The 19836-nt window shown below is 37.7% G+C and carries 19 protein-coding genes; all 19 read right to left on the bottom strand.

What is annotated here, in order from left to right:
• Positions 1-136: 136 nt before the first annotated feature.
• Positions 137-736, bottom strand: coding sequence for an adenylyl-sulfate kinase (cysC, locus tag P4S60_RS01115; RefSeq protein ID WP_337114736.1), 600 nt, complete (start codon positions 734-736; stop codon positions 137-139).
• A 140-nt stretch (positions 737-876) separates the two neighbouring features.
• Positions 877-1224 carry a four helix bundle protein gene (locus P4S60_RS01110; RefSeq protein ID WP_337114735.1) on the bottom strand — a complete coding sequence of 116 codons (348 nt, stop codon included), beginning with the start codon at positions 1222-1224 and terminating at the stop codon, positions 877-879.
• Between the two features lie 411 nt (positions 1225-1635).
• Complete coding sequence (locus tag P4S60_RS01105; protein WP_337114734.1) at positions 1636-3363, bottom strand: SLC13 family permease; 1728 nt, start codon at positions 3361-3363, stop codon at positions 1636-1638.
• A gap of 50 nt (positions 3364-3413) precedes the next feature.
• Positions 3414-4712: an oligosaccharide flippase family protein gene (locus tag P4S60_RS01100; protein ID WP_337114733.1), complete on the bottom strand. Its 1299-nt coding sequence runs from the start codon at positions 4710-4712 to the stop codon at positions 3414-3416.
• A gap of 50 nt (positions 4713-4762) precedes the next feature.
• A complete protein-coding gene (locus tag P4S60_RS01095; RefSeq protein WP_337116808.1) occupies positions 4763-6088 on the bottom strand; it encodes an undecaprenyl-phosphate glucose phosphotransferase in 1326 nt (441 codons plus the stop codon).
• A gap of 95 nt (positions 6089-6183) precedes the next feature.
• A complete protein-coding gene (locus P4S60_RS01090) occupies positions 6184-7113 on the bottom strand; it encodes a KpsF/GutQ family sugar-phosphate isomerase (RefSeq protein ID WP_337114732.1) in 930 nt (309 codons plus the stop codon).
• Positions 7110-7865: a 3-deoxy-manno-octulosonate cytidylyltransferase gene (kdsB, locus tag P4S60_RS01085; protein WP_337114731.1), complete on the bottom strand. Its 756-nt coding sequence runs from the start codon at positions 7863-7865 to the stop codon at positions 7110-7112. Before kdsB ends, P4S60_RS01090 begins: the two co-directional genes overlap by 4 nt.
• 19 nt (positions 7866-7884) lie before the next feature.
• Positions 7885-8682, bottom strand: a complete 798-nt coding sequence (gene kdsA, locus P4S60_RS01080; RefSeq protein ID WP_063701684.1) for a 3-deoxy-8-phosphooctulonate synthase — start codon at positions 8680-8682, stop codon at positions 7885-7887.
• A gap of 38 nt (positions 8683-8720) precedes the next feature.
• Positions 8721-9263 (bottom strand): KdsC family phosphatase, encoded by a 543-nt coding sequence (locus P4S60_RS01075; protein ID WP_337114730.1) that lies wholly within the window; start codon positions 9261-9263, stop codon positions 8721-8723.
• A gap of 11 nt (positions 9264-9274) precedes the next feature.
• On the bottom strand, positions 9275-10312 hold the full coding sequence (locus P4S60_RS01070; RefSeq protein ID WP_337114729.1) for a glycosyltransferase: 1038 nt from the start codon (positions 10310-10312) through the stop codon (positions 9275-9277).
• 19 nt (positions 10313-10331) lie between these two features.
• Positions 10332-11360: an EpsG family protein gene (locus P4S60_RS01065; RefSeq protein ID WP_337114728.1), complete on the bottom strand. Its 1029-nt coding sequence runs from the start codon at positions 11358-11360 to the stop codon at positions 10332-10334.
• Positions 11361-11507: 147 nt separating this feature from the next.
• Positions 11508-12113, bottom strand: coding sequence for a glycosyltransferase (locus tag P4S60_RS01060; RefSeq protein WP_337114727.1), 606 nt, complete (start codon positions 12111-12113; stop codon positions 11508-11510).
• Positions 12114-12121: 8 nt separating this feature from the next.
• Positions 12122-12406, bottom strand: coding sequence for a hypothetical protein (locus tag P4S60_RS01055; protein ID WP_337114726.1), 285 nt, complete (start codon positions 12404-12406; stop codon positions 12122-12124).
• Positions 12407-12409: 3 nt separating this feature from the next.
• On the bottom strand, positions 12410-12859 hold the full coding sequence (locus tag P4S60_RS01050) for a serine acetyltransferase (RefSeq protein ID WP_337114725.1): 450 nt from the start codon (positions 12857-12859) through the stop codon (positions 12410-12412).
• Positions 12860-12908: 49 nt separating this feature from the next.
• A complete protein-coding gene (locus P4S60_RS01045; protein WP_337114724.1) occupies positions 12909-14111 on the bottom strand; it encodes a capsular polysaccharide export protein, LipB/KpsS family in 1203 nt (400 codons plus the stop codon).
• On the bottom strand, positions 14101-14817 hold the full coding sequence (locus tag P4S60_RS01040; protein ID WP_337114723.1) for a sulfotransferase family 2 domain-containing protein: 717 nt from the start codon (positions 14815-14817) through the stop codon (positions 14101-14103). Before P4S60_RS01040 ends, P4S60_RS01045 begins: the two co-directional genes overlap by 11 nt.
• Complete coding sequence (gene cysN, locus P4S60_RS01035; protein ID WP_337114722.1) at positions 14814-16244, bottom strand: sulfate adenylyltransferase subunit CysN; 1431 nt, start codon at positions 16242-16244, stop codon at positions 14814-14816. The genes P4S60_RS01040 and cysN overlap by 4 nt, the downstream gene beginning before the upstream one ends.
• 61 nt (positions 16245-16305) lie before the next feature.
• Entirely contained in the window at positions 16306-17220 is a 915-nt protein-coding gene (gene cysD / locus P4S60_RS01030) for a sulfate adenylyltransferase subunit CysD (RefSeq protein WP_058583902.1), read from the bottom strand.
• Between the two features lie 362 nt (positions 17221-17582).
• Positions 17583-19823 carry a polysaccharide biosynthesis tyrosine autokinase gene (locus P4S60_RS01025; protein ID WP_188729501.1) on the bottom strand — a complete coding sequence of 747 codons (2241 nt, stop codon included), beginning with the start codon at positions 19821-19823 and terminating at the stop codon, positions 17583-17585.
• Between the last annotated feature and the right edge of the window lie 13 nt (positions 19824-19836).

Genomic DNA, 19836 nt, shown 5'->3' with positions numbered 1-19836 from the left:
GTCTCAAAAAATAGAAGTCAGAGGTTAGAAGTCAGATTACAGATGTTAGAGGTTAGACGTCAGAGATTAGAAGTTAGATACCAGATTTTAGAGGTCAGAAGACAGATATCAGATTTTAGACGTCAGGTTTCTGGCTCTAGATTTCTATAACCCCTGCTTCGCGTAAATAACCAATAATTTGTTCAACACTTTGCTCAATGCTTTGCTGTGCTGTTTTTACGTGAATCTCTGGCTGCTCTGGCACATCGAACGCTGAGCTAATACCTGTAAAATTAGGGATCTCACCTGCACGGGCTTTTTTGTATAACCCTTTAGGGTCGCGGCTTTCGCAAACCTCTAATGGCGTATCAATAAATACTTCTACAAATTCACCTTGGTGCATAATGCTGCGAGCGCGAGCACGGTCTTCTTTAAAAGGTGAAATAAACGCCGTTGATACAATTAAACCCGCATCAACAAACAGTTTAGCTACTTCGCTAATACGGCGAATGTTTTCAATGCGGTCTTCGTCACTAAAAGTCAGGCCCTTGTTTAAGCCCATGCGTACGTTGTCGCCATCAAGCAGATAAGTATGACAACCTAATTCGAATAATTTAGCCTCAACCGCGTTCGCAATAGTCGACTTACCAGAGCCACTTAGTCCCGTATACCAAAGTAATACCGGCTTATGCCCTTTATGTTGTTCTTTTTCAGCACGCGAAACAGTTTGATCGTGCCATACAATGTTCTCGGTCATGGTACCTCTTGGGTTCAGATTTCAGATTTCAGATTTCAGATTTCAGATTTCAGATTTCAGATTTCAGATTTCAGATTTCAGATTTCAGATTTCAGATTTCAGATTTCAGATTTCAGATTTCAGATTTCAGATTTCAGATTTCAGATTTCAGAGTCAAAACGATTCTTTAAACTTGTCAACATAGCAGCTAACTCTTTTGACTCTGCAATCCAGCTTAAAGCAATTTCACGCTCTATATAACCAACCTCTGAACCAATGTAAATTTGAGTTCTAGCTTCAGCTAGAGAAGCTCTAGCAATATCAATAAAGCGACTCTTTTCTTTAAAGCTATCTCTACAGACTCCCTCTGCAATATTACTTGGCACTGAAAGGCCTGAACGAGTAAGTTGGCTCCTGAAAGCATAATCATTTAATTGAGAAGTGGTTTTATAAATTTCTGCACTTAATTTAACAGCTCTTTTCCAAACATCTAACTTTTCAAAATTCATCGCAGCTCAGCTCCTTCTGATATCTGACTTCTAATATCTTACCTCTATAAAGTTCGATTTAAAACGTAAAACACAGTGCATTTACTTTAGAATACTGAGAGGTATGTGATAAGGAACGATGGGCAGAACTTTATATTTGTATATTTCACATGCTAATCGTGATGACTTCTTCCACACATCCATTTGTTCAAATTTCATAATTAGTCCCTTCGCCATTAAGTGAAATCCATTCACAACTAAACCTTATCGCAAAATAAACCTAGCGCCTAGAGCCTAAAGACATATTTCTAGCTAACGCCCAGTTCCTAGCATCCTAGGGCCTAGTACCTAATCCCTAGTACCTAACCCCTAGTACCTAACCCCTAGCACCTAACCCCTAGTCCCTAGCACCTAACCCCTAGCACCTTATACCTAAAACGGAAAAAACACAGGTATCAGGGTCAGTACCACTAGGCTGTAGGTTATAGAAATCGGTAGGCCGAACTTTATGAAATCGGTTAGCTTATAGTTGCCGGCATTGTAAACCATTAGGTTAGTTTGGTAGCCGTAAGGGCTAATAAAACTGCCACTTGCGGCAAAAGCGACTGCAAGTACAAATGGCATGTAACTTACGCCTAAGCCTTGAGCAATGGTAAATGCAATGGGGAATGTAAGTGCTGCAGCTGCATTATTAGTAATTAACTCTGTAAATAAGAGAGTAAGTAAAAATACACCAAAAAAGGCAATGTAAACGCTTTGCCCTGCAAGTAAACCTTCGACTTGCTCGGCTATTAATGTAGACACCCCTGAATTATCAAGGGCTGTAGCGAGGGTTAAAGCACTCATTACAATAAGCCAAAGCTCTAACGGAAAACGTCGCTTAATTTCGTTTAATGATAAACAACGGCAACCCACCAGCACGGCTAGGTAAAAAATAAAGCTTTTTAATAGGCTAATATCAAAAATTAACGAGCCCGCAATGGTTGCCACAAAGCCCCAAGTAACAATGCGCTCTTTTATACCTTTAAGCATGTTATCGGCTTTTACACCGCTCAATATAAAAAAGTTTTTAGTTAAGTTATTACGTTTTGCAAAGTCAGGACCAACCGCAAGAATCAAAAAGTCGCCGCTTTGAATGGTAATATCACCTAGCTTACCCGAGAGCTTTTCACCTTCGCGACGTACGGCAACAACCGCGGCATCAAACCTTGCACGAAAGCCTGCGGTTTTTAGTGTTTTACCTACCACAGCAGCACCCGGCTTAATTACTACTTCGGTTAAGTTATCGCGTAGTAAACCATCTTGCTCTGCAAATAAACTTAAACCTTCAAATTGCTGCAGCACCAGTACTTTAGTGACATCACCCGAAAAAATAAGTTTATCGCCTTCTCGTATCATCTGCGTAGGCGAAACAGGCGAAATTAAGCGATTATCGCGAACTACTTCAACCAAAAATAATGACTCTAAGCTACGCAAACCATTTTGCTCTACGGTTTTACCTATCAGTGGTGAGCCAGCATTCACTTTTGCTTCAACAAAATAATCGCTAGAGGTTTCATCTTTACATACTTTACCTTTTAAACGATTAATCGTAAGTGCCATTACCAAGACACAGGCAGTCACTGCAGCTAGGCCGATAGGTAAGAAATCAAAAAACTTAAAGCCCTCTGCGCCGCGCTCAATCAGCATAGAGTTTACAATTAAATTCGTTGAGGTACCAATTAAGGTAAGAGTGCCACCTAAAATAGCGGCATAAGAAAGGGGCAGTAAAAGTTTAGTAGGGGCAATCAGTTTATTGTTTTTTACAGGGCTAATTAAAGTAGCAACCACTGCGGTATTGTTTAAAAAGCCAGAGGCTACAACTGTTGCGAATAAGGTTCTTACATAAGACTTAACCACAGAGCCATTAAATAAAACACTGGCAAGTTTTCGTAAAAAGCTAGTGCGCTCAAAAGCAAATGCACATACCACTAAAAGCAGTAATGTGACCAAGCCTGGATTAACTGCATTATTCAAAAGCTGTTCGGTAGAAACCAGGTTAGTGGCAAAGCAGGCTAAACAAGCGGCTGCAAATACACGCTCAGGAAATTTTTGAAATTTTATCAAGCCTACAATGGTTGTAATAAATATAACCACTATCAACCATTGCTGTAAAATCATTCAAACATCCTTATTCGTAGCTCGTAGCTCGTAGCTCGTAGCTCGCCAAATCATATCTTCTGCCAAAACATTAAGGTATTAAACCCTAACCGTTTTTTAACAAAATAAACTGCAAGTAAATTTTGGAGGCTAATAAAAAATGCAGTGGCAGACGCTGCACCAACAGCGCCAAACAACTTAGTAAAGATAGGCACGCTGATTAAAACACCAAAACCACTAATAAGTGTAACTAAACGCATATCGCGCTCATGACCAGTCATTTGCAATAACAGACCAACTGAACCCGTAACTACGTTCACCGCTTGCCCTAAAACTAAAATCTGTAAAATTAACGCTCCTTGCCTAAATTCTTCACCAAAAAGGCCCATTAAAAATTCAGGAAAAGCCAACATAAATAATACAACAGGTAATGCAGTTAGTACTAATAGCCGCACAGAGAATAACGCAGTTTTGCGAATGCCATGCTCATCACCCTTCGTATGAAAGGCTGAAAATTTTGGTGCAACAACTAAGTTTACCGCCATTAATATAAACGACGTTAATAGTGCAATACGCTGTGCAACGCTAAAAAAAGCAACCTGTTCTGCAACCAAAAATACACCTATAATGATTGGTGCACTCCATTGTACTGCTTGGCTCATTATTATAATGACCCAATTAGGTCTTGCACTATGCCAAAGCTTTTTAGGATCTGGCTTTTCTCCATTATTATTTAATTTTTTAATACTTAACCAGTAAAAAAAACAGGACGTTACACCTAACGATAAGCTTAAATAAAGCGCAGTAGTACTTGCTGATTTAGCCGAAAATACAACAACTGCCGCACCACACAACATTAAGTGAGCTATATTTTGGCACGGGATACTAGCAATAATTTTATGCCGAGCCTGCAAGCTCATTGCAACTAAAAATACGATACTCAAGCCAATTATCGCAGGGGCAATTAATTGTAACGTATCAGTTAACTCCGGCTTGTTAAATACGGCTTCAGCTAGCCAAGGGGCGAGCGTGTAAGTAATAACAGTAAATATAAACGAAACTGGCAGAACATATTTAAGTGCAAAATTTAATATTGCCTTTACTGTATAACCATAGCTTGCATCTGCAGATGTAAAACGCAATACAGTATTGTCAAAACCGAGCCTAGCTACTGCAGACAGTAACATAACTAAAGCAAGCGCAAGAAAAAAATAGCCCGACTGCTCAGCGCCTAATTGCCTTGCAATAATTAAATTAAACAAAAATGCCATACCGGCACCTAAAACTCGAATAGCGAGGGCAATGGCGGCGTTGATTACAGTATGACGGTGTTCTGAGTCACTAAGCACAGCTTTGGCTTTAGAAAACATGGAAGTCTCGACTTGATTACGGTGTAAAAAGTGCAAAATGCCTACTAAAATTAGTAGGCATTTTTATTAACAAAGCCTTTAAATATGGTTAAGAAGATAATTTTTATATCGAACCATACTGACCAGTTGTCAATGTAATAAAGGTCACAATCTATACGTTTTTGTAAATCAGTATCACCACGCCAACCGTTGATTTGAGCCCATCCGGTAATACCTGCTTTCACCATATGTTTTTGCATATAACCAGGTATTTCATCTTTAAATTGCTCTACAAATACAGTTCTTTCTGGTCTTGGGCCAACAATAGACATATCGCCTTTTAGAACATTAATAAACTGAGGCAACTCATCTAAGCTTGTTTTTCGTATAAACTGCCCAAATTTAGTATTCGTTTTATTTTTTGCACCGCCCCATTGAACACCATCTTTCTCACTATTTTGTGGCATTGAACGAAACTTTAGCATCATAAATTTTTTGTTATTCCAACTCACTCGCTCTTGTCGGTAAAAAACAGGGCCAGGAGAAGTTAATTTTACACCAATAGCCAAGGCAATCAGAATTGGGCTTATCATGAGTAAGATAATACCGGATAAGAACTTATCTTCTAATGATTTTAGTAACTGGTTACTTCCACTAATAGGTGACATACTTAGGTTTATGACTGGCATACCCGCAATATCACTTACAGAGTGGTTTATAAGCCTAAACCCACGCATATCTGGGATATAACGTATAGTTTGCGTTGCATTTCTTAAGCCATGAAGTATTTGTTCAACTAGTAACTCGTCAGAAAGCGGCAATGCAATCCAAATTTGGTCGATTTCTTCGCAGTGCTCATTGATATAATTTTCAATATTATTAAAGTCACCCAACAAATTACAATCGGTTAATGGTTCATCACCAAATGAACCCACAATCCTATAACCTGTCCAAGGTGAATTATACACTTTTGCAACCATGCGATTTGCAATATTACCATCACCAATTACAACCACATGACGCTGGTTACCACCTTTAGAGCGGTATTTATTTAATAACACACGAATAGTAAATCTTATGGCAACTAAAGCTACAAGCCCAAGCAAATACCAGTAGATAAACAAGGTATTATCATAATTTATTGAATTATCAGATATATAATAAATTGCACCAAGAATTAACTGGTTAATCGTCCAGCAATAAGTAGCTAGGCCAACCTCTTTAAGTTTAGATTCACCACGCCACGTTCTATACATACCCAAATAAGGATACAACCAAAACGCGATTGCAAAACTTAAAAATAGCGTAAGAATAAAACTCTTTTGTGGCCAAATATCACCATTGATAAGCCACATAGAAACAGCAAAACCAAAAAAATGGCAAACAAATCTGAACAGCGGTGCATTAATGCCACCAATACGTGGTTTTCTTTTGCGAAACCTTTACTCATTATAGAATCCCGAGATCTAACAAACTTTCAAAATAATAATTGTTATTTTTTCAAAACACCAACAACTTCTTTACCATCACAAACTATTAAACAATTTATCCCTTTAACTTGCATTTCGTCATATGCAATGGCCATCGAAGCATCTGGTTTTATAGTTACAGGCATACAGCTTGCTATATGCTGTGCGGTTAAATCAAAAAGGTCTTTACCAAACTTTTCTATTGCACGACGTAAGTCACCATCAGTAATTATTGCATTTAACTGACCATTATTAATAACCAAGGTCAGCCCGAGAGCACCTTTTGACATTACATTAATGACTTCGCTCAATGGTGTTTCTGGTGAAACTATGGGTAGATTCTCTTTAAACATTTCATCAGCGACTTTGCTTAATAATTTTCGTCCTAAGCTACCACCAGGGTGAAATCTTGCAAAATTCTCTGGCTGAAACCCTCTTAACTCCATTAAAGCGATTGTTAAAGCGTCACCCATCACTAACGTCGCCGTAGTCGAAGAGGTTGGCGCCAGTTGCAACGGGCATGCCTCTGCTGGTACCGCTATATTTAAATGATAATGCGCATTTTTAGCTAAAGTAGATGCAGGATTACCTGTTATCGCAATTATTTTATTATGGTTATCTTTTAGAAACGGCAGCAATTTAAGCACTTCATCGGTTTCGCCAGAGTTTGAAATAGCAATGAATACATCATCAGGCGTGATCATACCTAAGTCGCCATGAAATGCTTCGCCAGGGTGCATAAAAAAGCTTGGCGTACCAGTACTTGCAAATGATGCCGCTATTTTTTTACCTATAATACCCGACTTACCCATACCGCAAATAATTGTGCGCCCTTGTGTATTTAATATAAGCTTGATAGCAGCATCGAACTGTTCATCTAACTGTTTACTAATAGCATGCAATGCATCAATCTCATTGCTAATCACTCTGTTCGCTATTTCTAAGGTATTCATAAATTTTCCATTTTCTGTTTTACTGCTAAATAATCTTCTTTGGTGTCGATCCCATGAGGAATATCACCAATGTAATCCATTACACCTATAGAAAGACCATTACTCAACGCTCTTAATTGTTCTAACTTTTCAAGTTTTTCTAAATGCGACTCAGGCAATTCACATATTGTTTTTAACGCAGACACTTTATACACATACACACCAACATGTCGTTTTGCGGCTGAAAGATCATCCGGTGCATCACGGTTGATTGGAGCTGGTGCACGAGTAAAATATAACGCTTCATTGTGTTCACTTACTATAGCCTTAACAACATTTAGGTTATTAAAATCACTTTGCTTTGTTATCGCTGTAGCGGCAGTGGTAACACTAAACTTGTTATTTTGCTGAGTAAAATTAATCAATTCACGAATTAAGCTTTCAGGAATAAGTGGTTCATCACCTTGAACATTCATTACGAGTGTTGAATCTGGCCACGCCATTTTAAGCGCGACTTCATGAACCCGATCTGTACCACTTACATGTTTATCACTAGTCATTACAACAGGAAGAGACAGCGCTTTAGCTGCCTCTACTATTCGCGTGTCATCAGTAGCGATAAAAATGTCATCTATAGCGACACCAGCTTCAAGAACCCTTTGTACTACATGCCAAAAAACTGGTTTCCCGCATATTTCTAATAACGGTTTAGCAGGTAAACGTGAGGAGCCATATCGAGCTGGTATTACTACTTTAAATTTCACTTCATCCATCACAAATAGCTACAAAATATTAAACTAATTTACTTTCTAAAAATGGACGCTTATGTGTAACAGCATCGATTTCTAGCAAGGTTTCTAGCATTTCATGCATGTGCTCGAGTGGAATCATGTTTGGTCCATCACTAAGGGCAACGCTTGGATCTGGGTGAGTTTCAGTGAACAAACCATCAATACCTACCGCAACGGCTGCCCTTGCTAGTACCGGAACCATTTCTCTTTGCCCACCCGATGTCGTACCTTGGCCACCCGGTTGCTGCACAGAATGAGTTGCATCAAATACCACCTTACAACCAGTGCTACGCATTACAGGTAAACCACGCATGTCACTAATTAAGGTGTTATAACCAAAAGAGGTACCACGATCACATAACCATATGTCTTTATTGCCCACTTCGTGGCATTTATTCACAACTTGCTGCATATCCCAAGGGGCTTGAAATTGTCCTTTTTTAATATTAACAGGCTTACCCGCACGCGCCACTTTTTGAATAAAGTTTGTTTGACGCACTAAAAATGCAGGTGTTTGCAATACATCAACAACACTCGCTACCTCATCAATAGGTGTATCTTCATGTACATCTGTTAATACGCGAAGACCTAAGTCTGATTTAACCTTAGCTAAAATACGCAAGCCTTCTTCAACGCCTGGGCCTCGGTAGCTAGAGGTAGAACTACGGTTAGCTTTATCAAAACTCGCTTTAAAGATGTATTCAACACCTAACTCTTCAGTTACTTTTTTCATTTTTTCAGCGATTTCAAAAACCAGCTTTTCTGATTCGATAACGCATGGGCCTGCAATTAAAAACATGGGTAATCCTTGTACTATATAATTCTAAAAAATATTCTTTACTGTTCCATACTGGCAACATCATCAGCGATAATTTTGCTTAGTAATACGTCGTAAATTTGTTCTAAGGTTTCAAAACGAGAGAGTAAAAGTTTATCGGCAACCTCTCTTACTACACCGTGCCCACCACTTGCCTCTGTTACATGCGTTGCATATTTAAAAACAAGGTCATGGGCATCTTTTGGTGCAAAGCTGATACCGCACTTTTCCATTACTGGTATATCTAGAACATCATCGCCAACAAACGCAACTTGCTCCCAATTTATATTCAGCTCATTGCAAATAGTTTGGACCCTAGGCAATTTGTTTTTACAGCCTGTGATAATGTAATCAAAACCTAGTTTTTCACAACGCTCTGTTAAAGCAGCACTTGCCTTACCCGAAACCACACCGGTTTTAATACCATGACTTCGTAACAACTCTATTGCTAAACCATCTTTTACATTAAACTTTTTAAAACTTTCACCTGTTGAATCGATATAAATACTTCCATCAGTCATAACACCATCAACATCAAATAAAATTAAACTAATCTGATTCATTTGGATTCCTTCTATCGATTGGCACACACTACATAATCATAAGAGATGGTTAATGCTTTTTCTAAATTTTCACAAGTGTGCGAAAAAGCAATATCTTTATTGTTTTTGAGTGCTCTTTTTAAAGCTTCATCCTTACCTTCTATGATTTTATTTATTTCACTTACGGCTAACTCTTCGTTTTTCAAACAATAAAGATTTTCGGCTGTAAAAGGTCCAATTTCTCTTAGTAAAATAGGTAAACTCATTTCAACAGCTTCCAGTACTGAGACAGGGAAACCATCCCAAGCTGCTGTGTGAAAATAAAGATCTAACTGCTCTAATTGGCTAAGAACTTCTGGGCGTTTTAACCAACCTGTTACTTTAACACCTGCTGCCTTTAATACTTCTACTCCATCACTTTCGCCGCCACCAATCCAAATAAACTCAACGTCCCCCGAAAACTGATTAGCTACGTTAGCAAAAAAAGACACTCCTTTTTGAGCTGTTATACGACCGACCATACCAATTTTAATTGGTTTATTGGCTCTGTAAGGTGTTTTACGCACAAGGGCCTCACAAACATTAACCAATGAATGAGTAATTAACTTATTATTAAGTGAGGCTGCTATATTTGTTTCATCAACACCACAACCAGCGATGACTTTACAACGCCTAGTTAGCACTTTCTCAATAAACCAATAAGCTTTCCTTAATACAGGGTGATCATCTCGTAAGAAAGCAAAGCCATGTGGAGTGTAAACAATTTTATTTTTATCAATACTAGGTAGAAGCCTAAAAATAAAACCTGCATAAGTACTATGTAGATGAATTACATCAGGATTTATTTTTTTTATATGTTGAATAGCTCGTTTTAGTGAACTTAAGTTTCTACTCAATAATAAAGAAGTTTTGAATTGGGTTTTGCCTTCTTCACCTGTTTCATCGCCCTCTCTGGTTGCAGCTAACAAGTGGTGGTCAAATTTCGGGCTATTTTTAACATAGGTATTGATAGCGGTTGTTACACCACCACCAAAAGACTCTGTTATATGTAGAATTTTTTTCTTATTCATAGTGAGAGTTTTTAAATATTTATATTAGTGAATCGGTAAGAAGACTAAAAAGATCTACACCTAAAAACGCTTCTGGATTATCAAAATAAAACCAAGGTGTAGAGTAAAACCTAATTAAACAACCAAAGAAAAGTACTAGTGAGACAGAACCCAACAAAAAAGCTCGCAATTCTTTTTGCATTATTCGAGTTATATAAAACGAAATATAAAGCATTATAAAAACAGCAAAATATAGTAAAACACGTTCAAAAATTTTTGGAACAGATAACAGAAATAACAACAAAGGAAAAAGAAATACCAACATAGAAGATAACATGCTATAGGCTTTGGAATTGATATCGTCTTCAAGCAAAAACTTTCTCTCAAAGGAGAAAGCGATAACAGCAATAACATAACCTACACCAACAAAAGCCAAAGATTGACTAATGTCATAATCCCCCCAGTTTAAGTAAAGCTCTGCCTTTAAGCTAAAGCTAGAAAAGCCTAAAATAGAAAGAGAAGTCAAAATCTGCAATAGGTATGCAGAAAAGAGTATCGCTATTAAGGAGAATACAGACATTAAAAATACTTTTCTTTTTAATGGTTTTAAACCAAACAATATAAAAGGCAAAAATATCAACACTGAAAAGTGAGAAAAAACAGCGAATATATAAATCATGTACCTTTTAGATCCAGAGTAGGTAATCGATAATATTAAAAAGCCTAGTGCTAACCCCTGACGTATTACATTCCCATAAGTAAGCAAAAAAAATGAACTACCTAGAAAGAAAAGCAAAAAAAACAATGCTGATTTTTTATCTACCCTTTCCAATGAGTAAAATAACAGAGAGAAAGAAATTACAAAAAAAGCTAAAATAACAGTTCCAGGCGCAAAAAAGAAAGCCAATACTTTTATTAAACCAAATGAAACTACCTCTGGTTGAAAGCTAATAACATTAAAAAAACCACCCTTTGAAAAATAATCTATATACTCTAAATATTGAGCTTTATCATTCCCTGCATATGGGAAGGATGTTTTTGAGGATATATATATAGATACAGGGATCAACAACAGCGAAAAAAGAAACCAGTTATTAACTTTCCCCCTAAAAGAGACTGACAAGGTTATTAGGAACAAAGAAAAAATCAAAGGGGAATAAAGATACCCCCCGCCACAGTCAAAAAAAGCAATGCAACTCTATGGGTATGGAGGAAATCAGATAAAATCATGTAGATTCGCTTTTTTTATAACTTCAGACCACTCTAAACGCATTATCTTTTCTTTAGAAGTATATTTAGTTGTTTTTATATCAGCTAAATTATCGAAAACATTTTTCTTTGTTACTACAGCTTCAATACCCAGTTCGCTTAAAGCTCGTGTATTACTAGGTGAGTCATTACAAATGATATTTACCCCTAGTGCAGCATACTCAAGTAACTTAGTTGGCGTTTGATAACAGTGAGGTCGATGATATGGAAAGTAGCAAACAGCAAACTCACATGACTTTACGATTTCAAGAGCCTCCTTTTGGCTAACTTTCCCAGTAAAAACTAATGACTTCTCATTTTTGTATTGCTCAAGCAGTTTTTGCTCTGGCTGTCCAACCAGTACAAAAGTATCACCTTCTTCCTTATTTTTTAAAAATGAATCTATAACTTTATCAAATTGCCTTTCATAGCTCATTGCACCGATATAACAGTATTTACCGACAATTTCTGTACGCGCTTGAATATTAAAAATCCACTCAGGTACGCCCATATCTAGAGTAGTATGAGGCACTTGATCAGCAAAGCCCATCACATCTCTTACTGTATCGTTCAAGAAAATTCTTAAATCAGGCTTATAATTAAAAATTTTTTTATTTTATCTTTAATTACTAGAAAACGGCCAACAGACAATGAGCGATAATCATGTATAATAAATTTAGCTTCAGGCTTGTTGCGAAAAAAGCCCATGATACACCACAGTATAACGCTTGACTTATTGTCTATCTTTTCATACTCATCTAATGTTCCATCTAAAACATCATACTTTTCGCTAAAATAACTTCTGTAAGCATCAATATCGGGGTAATTCGCCTTACCTGTATGCAAAATAAACAACACATCTTTCATTTTTTATATCTCTCTAAATCCCATACCAACAACTACTTTATTTGCATCAATATCTTTTGTAACTACAGTGCCTGCACCGACTTTTACATTATCCCCAATTTTAATTTCGCCAATCAAGCAAACAGAAGCGCCTAGTTCAACATTATTACCAATTATTGGGGCACCCGAATTTGCTCCATCTGCTAAGGCTTTATTTCCAATTGTTACTGATTGCCTTACAGTAAAATTATCGCCAATAATTGTATAACCATTAATTACAAGACCAACACCATGATAGATCTTGAACCCCTTGCCAATACGTGTTTTTATAGGGATTTCAACACCCAAAACCCACTCCACAATGAATATGTAAATAACAAAAATGGGGAAACTTAAAAGCCATGTAACCTTTGGTTTATAAGCAAGATAATTACTTACTCTAAATAAAAAAATAATTAAACGGCTTTTCCACATGTAGTTTTCATATAATTCTAATTTCAATATGGATATTAGTGTTTTCAAGTTATTTGTTGGCATAGGAGAGAATCTCTTGAGCTTTTTCGTTAGTTATTACCGAACCGTCAAAAAAATCAACACCATCAACTAGGTAGCCATGTATATATTTTCGAAGCAAAGGCTGATTAAACTCTCTGTAAAGTGCTCTGCCTAATACAATCAGATCTTTTGATAGAATTAAGGCTTCAAGCCCAACTGTTGAATTAATTGTTATTACCAATCTAGCTGATTTAATTAAGTGGACCGTATTTTCATTCACAACTTTAAAATTGAACTTCTCTCTCAGCTCAATTATTTTTTTTATTTCTGATTGGTCTTGCTCAGCAGGATGCAACTTTACTAAAAGCTCTAGATTTTTCGCTTTAGCAACCTTTACTGCTTCCTCAATTGCCTGACAATTATCGAAATCAGAGTGCAGCTTTAATTGTGTATCACTACTTACTTGTAGTGGTAAAAAAGCGAAAGGTTTTTCCAAGTGCGCATCGTCAAATAAAAAATAGTCGCTAACTTTCTGGCTTTTATTTAATAGTTCTTTAATTGAAAATGTTCTTAATCCATTGCCTTTTAATAGAAATTTAAAAGTTCGATTTAATATACTTTCGATTTGATTCTTTCTATTTATTCTAGCTTGAGGAAGTGGCCTTTCTTTGTCTATTTGATACTGCTCAACCCACTTTAAATGCAATTGTTCACTCACATCCTCTAGCTTATCTAAGGACTCAACATTTTTAGCAATTGAAGAATTTGCGTTTACTCCCAAATGGTTTGCAAATAGCTTGTTATTGAAATTAGACAGTTCTAAAAATACAGTTTTAACCCCGTTCTCTTTTGCAACATATGCAATTGACCTTGCAAGTAATTGTTGACCGTTCCAAATGACGGCACAACTTATGCTGTACTTTTTAAATAAATATCTGAAAGTTAATAATGAACTTAAGGCATCTTTATCACATTGCTTTTTTGAGATAGCTCCATTAAGAAACTCAATGCTGTCATAAAACTCCCGTGGAACACTCTCAGTTTTTTTATGTCGCCCCCAAGAGCTAATGAAATGAAATTTAATATTTTTTCTAATGCACTTTAAAGCGACCAAAGGTTCACCTGTCACAACTAAGGCACTACTTTTACCTAAGCCGCATGCTAACCTCTCCATAAAACGAAAGCGCTCTATAGAATCACACATTAAAAGGTTATATTTTCTAGAACTCATATTGGAACTCATCAACATCACTTCTATAAACACTTCTTACATGCTTTATCATCTGTGGAGTATAAAGCTCACTGTAATGCACTCGCGCAACTTTATTGTCGTGTTTCAAAGTTGCGCTACTATTAACTTTAGTTTTTATTACTTCAAAGCTTTCATTTAAATTTTCTAATTTAAAAACGTCAGGAATAAGACGTTCTTTTTTATCATTTAGGAAAAAGGTTTGTGGTAATAAGTGCTTCCATGTATATACGCTCTCAGTAGATAACCAATGCATAACAAATTTCTCAAATGAGTCATACTTCGCTATATTTGCCTCAGCCCACTTTCGATCTTCTTGATGTGGTGACTTAAGAAGGTAATGATAGGTGGATGCAATTCTATCCCAAGGGTTTCTCACAATTGAAAACTTGTAATACTCTTTAAACTTTCTTGGATTAGCCTTTTTCATAGCAATCGCGGTATGATGACCTTGTCTTCCTCCATATAGAGCATTAGATACTGATGTACCTGCGGCCTTTGGAATATGGATGAAAATTGATTTAGTTTCATCAAATGCACGAGAGTAATAAACCCCTTCGCCTTTAATTAGCTCCCTACCACTTTCCAGAAGGTGAGTTGGTAGTAAATTCCTTAACATGTAAGCTTTTAAGCTCACTTGGCGTAGTTCATTCACATTGAAATGATTTATAGGGTTATTTAACATCATATTTCTGTACAGCCCCACTCAGGAAAATGCTCACGAATATATTTATTCAAAGCCTTCTCAGCATCTGTATAAACACGAGTTTCAAAATTCGAGCTTTGTGGCTCACTCGTTGTATTTGTGATCATACCCGCGCCAACTGTGACATTTGTTAAGCGGTCAATGATGATGAACGAGCCTGTGCCTACCACTTGTTTATATTGGTCAATCACCACTGGCGCTGATGTTTCAATGGTACAATTAGCAATTTCGTTTAGTTGTAATTCACTGGCATCAATTTGCTCTAGGGTGTTTACATCAATACGGTGGTTGATATTGCTGACTTTACCAAAGGTGTTTTTAGTACCAATTTTTAGCTCGTACTCTTTACCTGGTTGCATTGCGGCATCCGCCATCCAAACAATTGTTGCTGCAAAGTTTGAGCTCGCTGTTGGTAGTTGCTTTTGATCGGTGCTTGACTTAACAATGACATCACCGCGTGAAATATCTATTTCGTCTTTTAAAGTAAGTGTTATTGCTTGACCGGCAAAGGCTGCTGGTAGATCGCCATCGGCAGTAACAATGCGCTCTACCGATGATGTTTTACCTGATGGAAATGCTGTAATTTGGTCGCCTACATTAATAATGCCACTGGCAATGGTGCCACAGAAACCACGAAAATCTAAATTAGGGCGATTAACATACTGTACCGGTAGGCGGAAGGTATCTAGGTTTTTATCGTCACTAATGGTTACTGTATCAAGTAATTGCATTAATGTAGCACCTGGGTACCAATCTAGGTTGTTGCCTTTATCAACAACGTTATCGCCTTTAAGCGCCGAGATTGGTACAAAGCGTACATCAGGAATATCTAGTTGCTCAGCAAAAGCTTTGTAATCGGCTTTAATTTGGCGGTAAACGTCTTGACTATAATCAACTAAGTCCATTTTATTAATGGCGACAATTACGTGTTTAAGGCCAAGTAGTGATGCAATATAGCTATGGCGTTTAGTTTGGGTCTGTACGCCTTTACGGGCATCAATCATTACAATAGCAAGGTCGCAGTTAGATGCACCGGTTGCCATATTACGCGTGTATTGCTCGTGCCCTGGGCAGTCAGCAATAATAAACTTACGCTTTTCAGTTGCAAAATAACGATAAGCTACATCAATGGTAATACCTTGCTCACGCTCTGACTGAAGGCCATCTACCAGTAACGCTAAATCGAACTCTTCGTCTGTGGTATTGAATTTTTTTGAATCGTTTTTGATAGCCGCCATGTGATCTTCAAAAATTAATTTTGAGTCATGTAATAAACGGCCAATTAATGTTGATTTACCGTCATCAACATTACCACAAGTTAAAAAGCGCAGTAGATCTTTGTTTTCGTGTTGTTTTAAGTAACCTTCGATATCTGTTTCAAGAAGGTTTGGGGTAATTTGTTCAGTCATTATAAATCCTTTGAAAATGGAAGTTGTTAGTTATCAGAAGTCAGATTTCAGTCGCTTTCGCTTAGAAATAGCCTTCCATTTTCTTTTTCTCCATTGAGCCTGATGAATCGTGGTCGATTACACGGCCTTGGCGCTCTGATGTTTTGGTTAGTAGCATCTCTTGAATGATTTCTGGTAACGTTGTGGCGTTAGATTCAACCGCACCTGTTAATGGGTAGCAGCCTAGAGTTCTGAATCGTACCATTTTCTTCATTGGTACTTCGCCTTCTTCAAGTGGCATACGTTCGTCATCAACCATAATTAATGTACCGTCACGCTCAACTACTGGACGCTCTGCCGCAAGGTAAAGTGGTACAATATCGATGTTTTCTAGGTAGATGTATTGCCAAATATCTAGCTCGGTCCAGTTACTTAGTGGGAATACACGAATACTTTCGCCTTTGTTTACCTTGCCGTTAAAGGTATTCCATAACTCAGGGCGTTGGTTTTTAGGGTCCCAACGGTGGTTTTTATCACGGAATGAATAAACACGCTCTTTAGCGCGTGATTTTTCTTCGTCGCGACGTGCGCCACCAAACGCAGCATCAAACTGGTATTTGTCTAATGCTTGTTTTAAGCCCTGAGTTTTCATAATGTCGGTATGCTTTGCACTACCGTGAGTAAATGGGCCTACGCCTGCATCTACACCTTCTTGGTTAATATGCACCAATAGATCAAAACCTAGCTTTTCGGCCATTTTGTCGCGAAACTCGATCATTTCTTTAAATTTCCATGTTGTATCAACATGCATTAAAGGGAACGGTGGTTTAGCAGGGTAAAACGCTTTCATTGTTAAGTGCAGCATTACCGCAGAATCTTTGCCGACAGAGTAAAGCATTACTGGGTTATCAAATTCGGCAGCAACTTCACGAATAATATGAATAGATTCAGCTTCTAGTTGCTTTAGGTGAGTCATGCGGGCTTGGGAGATTTCCATTTTTACTCCATGAAAGTATGCTAGGTTTCGAAAGAAAGAAGCCGTAGGAGAAGTCAGAAGTTAGATATCAGAGTTTAGACGAGAGAGATATCAGAGGTTAGATATCAGAGGTTAGATATCAGAGGTTAGATATCAAGTTTCAGATATCAGTTTTAAGATATCAGATGTCTGTTTTCAGATATCGGTGCTTTGATTTCAGAATTTGGGCTTCAATCACCGAGATTATTTAAATTTTATTTAACACTAGGTTCTAGGTTCTAGGTTCTAGGTTCTAGGTTCTAGGTTCTAGGTTCTAGGTTCTAGGTTCTTCAACACGCTTGCGTGGTGACAATTAAGTCAAGCAGAACCTAGAACGTCTTTAATTACTTATCAGATTTATATTCGTAGTTGTAGTAACCATAGTAACCGTATGCATTGCTTGCTTTACGAACTACACCATTAAATACAACACCTTTTACGTCTATACCGTTTTGCTCAAAGCGGTTTCGAGTAAGTTCAATTTCACGTAAATGGTTTTGACCAAAGCGCGTTACTAATAATGTACTACCTGCATGAGCACTCACAATTGCTGGGTCGGTAACCGCTAAAATAGGTGGTGTATCAACTATAATAATGTCGTACTTGCCACTTACCTCATCAACCATCTTACTAAAGTTGCTATGCATTAATAGTTCAGATGGGTTTGGCGGTATTTGACCACGGGTGATTACATCTAATCCTTCAACTTGTGATTTTTTAGTTACTTGTTCAAGGTTTAAACGGCCCGATAATAAGTCACTTAAACCGTCATCCCATTTCATACCGAACTGAGTTTGTAAGTAACCCTTACGCATGTCGGCATCAATAATCAGTACCTTCTTACCACTTTGTGCCAGTACTGTTGCCAGGTTTACCGAGATAAACGATTTACCTACACCTGGGCTTGGGCCAGATATAGCAATAATGTTATTTTTAGCCTCCATCATCGCAAAGTGTAAGCTGGTGCGCAGGCTGCGTAGCGCTTCAATCGATAAATCAGCAGGGTTATCTACCGCAAGTATCGACTTAGGCTTATCTTTAACTTTACGGGCACGGTTAAAGCCGGTTAGCTTATCTTGAAAGTCAGAATACGGTACCGATGCATAAACAGGTAAGCCAATACTTTCGATCTCGGTTGGGTCTTCAACGCCTCGGTGCATTGCTTTTTGAACCAGCACTATCGCCACAGCTAAAAAGCCGCCTAACAATGTTGCTACGACAGCAATAATTGCTTTTTTAGGTTTTACTGGTTCTGTGGTATCTACCGCTGCAGCATCTACCACACGTACATTACCTACTGTTCCGGCACGTACAATATCTAGCTCTTGCGTTTTACCAAGTAATAATGTGTAAATTTGGTTACTTACTTCTACATCACGTTTTAAACGCAATAGCTCTTGTTGTGTTTCTGGTAAGTTACCAACTTCGCCAACTAGTTTTTGCTTTTGCTTTTCTACCGCTTCAATTTGCTCAAGTACACCTTGGTAAGTTGGGTGGCTTTCTTTAAATTTACGACTTAACTCCAAGCGCTTTAGCTCTAACTCTTGTAATTTAGTCTCAAGCTCAACAACTTGCTCAAGCACACCTTGAGTTTCTAAACTAATGTTGATTGATTGACGTTTTATTTGATAATCGTTAAAGCGCTCTTCAGCATATTCAAGTTGCTTTTTAACTTCTGGTAGCTGAACCTCTAAAAACTCGAGTGACTTTTGCGCTTCGGCACTATTACGCTCTACATTGCGGCGCACATAAATTTGCGACACTTTATCAAGTACTTTTTCTGCGTGTGCTGCACTTTTATGTTCGTACGACATTGCAATAATGCCTGAATCTTTACCTTTCTCACTGGCACTAATCTCTTGTTGCAGCTCAACAATTGTGCGATAGCGATTTTTCTTAGCTAATGTAAAAACTGTCCCAGGTCGGGCATTTAAATCGCGAACGGTTAACTCATAAAACCCTGCACTTTCATCTTTACCTACGGAGCCTTTCAGTACAGACTCACCATCAGGATTAAATAGCTCAAAGGTTTTACCTTCTCCAACTACCAATTCAAATGACTCACCTAAAAACCCTTTAGGTACGTTAAATCTGAAAATATTAATACTTTCGCCGCCCCATGCATAACTACTCAGTCCTAGAAGTGGTTCGGCAATATCACCCTCTGACTCAGCAGCAAAACTACGATATAGCTTACCACCTATAACAGGGAATAATTTAGGTTCAGCAATTATATCAAGTTTTAGGGTATCAACTGCTTCACCAATCACCGAACGCGACTTTAACAGTTCTATTTCGGTTACAGCGGCACTACTACTTTCGAACATTCCTGCCATATCATCAAGACCAGGTACCGACGGGCTACTTTCCTCAACCTGAACTAACGCTGTTGCTTTATAAATAGGGGTACTTAGCACCGCAACCGCTACGCCAATAATAGCAAATACAGTTGTTACTAAAACGATAAACAATTTACGGTCTAGTAAAGTACCAAGTAATGCGAGTAGATCTATTTCTTGCGATTGCGTTTCTTGACTTCTATTTTGATTTTTACTTGCTGCTAATGCAGTGGGCTGAGCATTCATCTACTACCCTTTC

Source organism: Pseudoalteromonas sp. Hal040 (genome assembly GCF_037162425.1).
GTDB classification, from domain to species: domain Bacteria; phylum Pseudomonadota; class Gammaproteobacteria; order Enterobacterales; family Alteromonadaceae; genus Pseudoalteromonas; species Pseudoalteromonas gelatinilytica.
Note: the sequence above shows the minus strand (reverse complement) of the source record. Positions and strands in the feature narration are given on the sequence as shown.

Excerpts from the sequence above, each read along its gene's own strand:
- P4S60_RS01090 (WP_337114732.1), bottom strand. The coding sequence starts at position 7,113 with ATGAATACCTTAGAAATAGCGAACAGAGTGATTAGCAATGAGATTGAT.
- P4S60_RS01100 (WP_337114733.1), bottom strand. The coding sequence starts at position 4,712 with ATGTTTTCTAAAGCCAAAGCTGTGCTTAGTGACTCAGAACACCGTCAT.
- P4S60_RS01025 (WP_188729501.1), bottom strand. The coding sequence starts at position 19,823 with ATGAATGCTCAGCCCACTGCATTAGCAGCAAGTAAAAATCAAAATAGA.
- cysC (WP_337114736.1), bottom strand. The coding sequence starts at position 736 with ATGACCGAGAACATTGTATGGCACGATCAAACTGTTTCGCGTGCTGAA.
- cysD (WP_058583902.1), bottom strand. The coding sequence starts at position 17,220 with ATGGAAATCTCCCAAGCCCGCATGACTCACCTAAAGCAACTAGAAGCT.
- cysN (WP_337114722.1), bottom strand. The coding sequence starts at position 16,244 with ATGACTGAACAAATTACCCCAAACCTTCTTGAAACAGATATCGAAGGT.
- P4S60_RS01105 (WP_337114734.1), bottom strand. The coding sequence starts at position 3,363 with ATGATTTTACAGCAATGGTTGATAGTGGTTATATTTATTACAACCATT.
- P4S60_RS01040 (WP_337114723.1), bottom strand. The coding sequence starts at position 14,817 with ATGATGTTAAATAACCCTATAAATCATTTCAATGTGAATGAACTACGC.
- P4S60_RS01070 (WP_337114729.1), bottom strand. The coding sequence starts at position 10,312 with ATGAATAAGAAAAAAATTCTACATATAACAGAGTCTTTTGGTGGTGGT.
- P4S60_RS01055 (WP_337114726.1), bottom strand. The coding sequence starts at position 12,406 with ATGAAAGATGTGTTGTTTATTTTGCATACAGGTAAGGCGAATTACCCC.
- P4S60_RS01045 (WP_337114724.1), bottom strand. The coding sequence starts at position 14,111 with ATGAGTTCTAGAAAATATAACCTTTTAATGTGTGATTCTATAGAGCGC.
- P4S60_RS01075 (WP_337114730.1), bottom strand. The coding sequence starts at position 9,263 with ATGAATCAGATTAGTTTAATTTTATTTGATGTTGATGGTGTTATGACT.
- kdsB (WP_337114731.1), bottom strand. The coding sequence starts at position 7,865 with ATGGATGAAGTGAAATTTAAAGTAGTAATACCAGCTCGATATGGCTCC.
- P4S60_RS01050 (WP_337114725.1), bottom strand. The coding sequence starts at position 12,859 with ATGTGGAAAAGCCGTTTAATTATTTTTTTATTTAGAGTAAGTAATTAT.
- P4S60_RS01110 (WP_337114735.1), bottom strand. The coding sequence starts at position 1,224 with ATGAATTTTGAAAAGTTAGATGTTTGGAAAAGAGCTGTTAAATTAAGT.
- kdsA (WP_063701684.1), bottom strand. The coding sequence starts at position 8,682 with ATGTTTTTAATTGCAGGCCCATGCGTTATCGAATCAGAAAAGCTGGTT.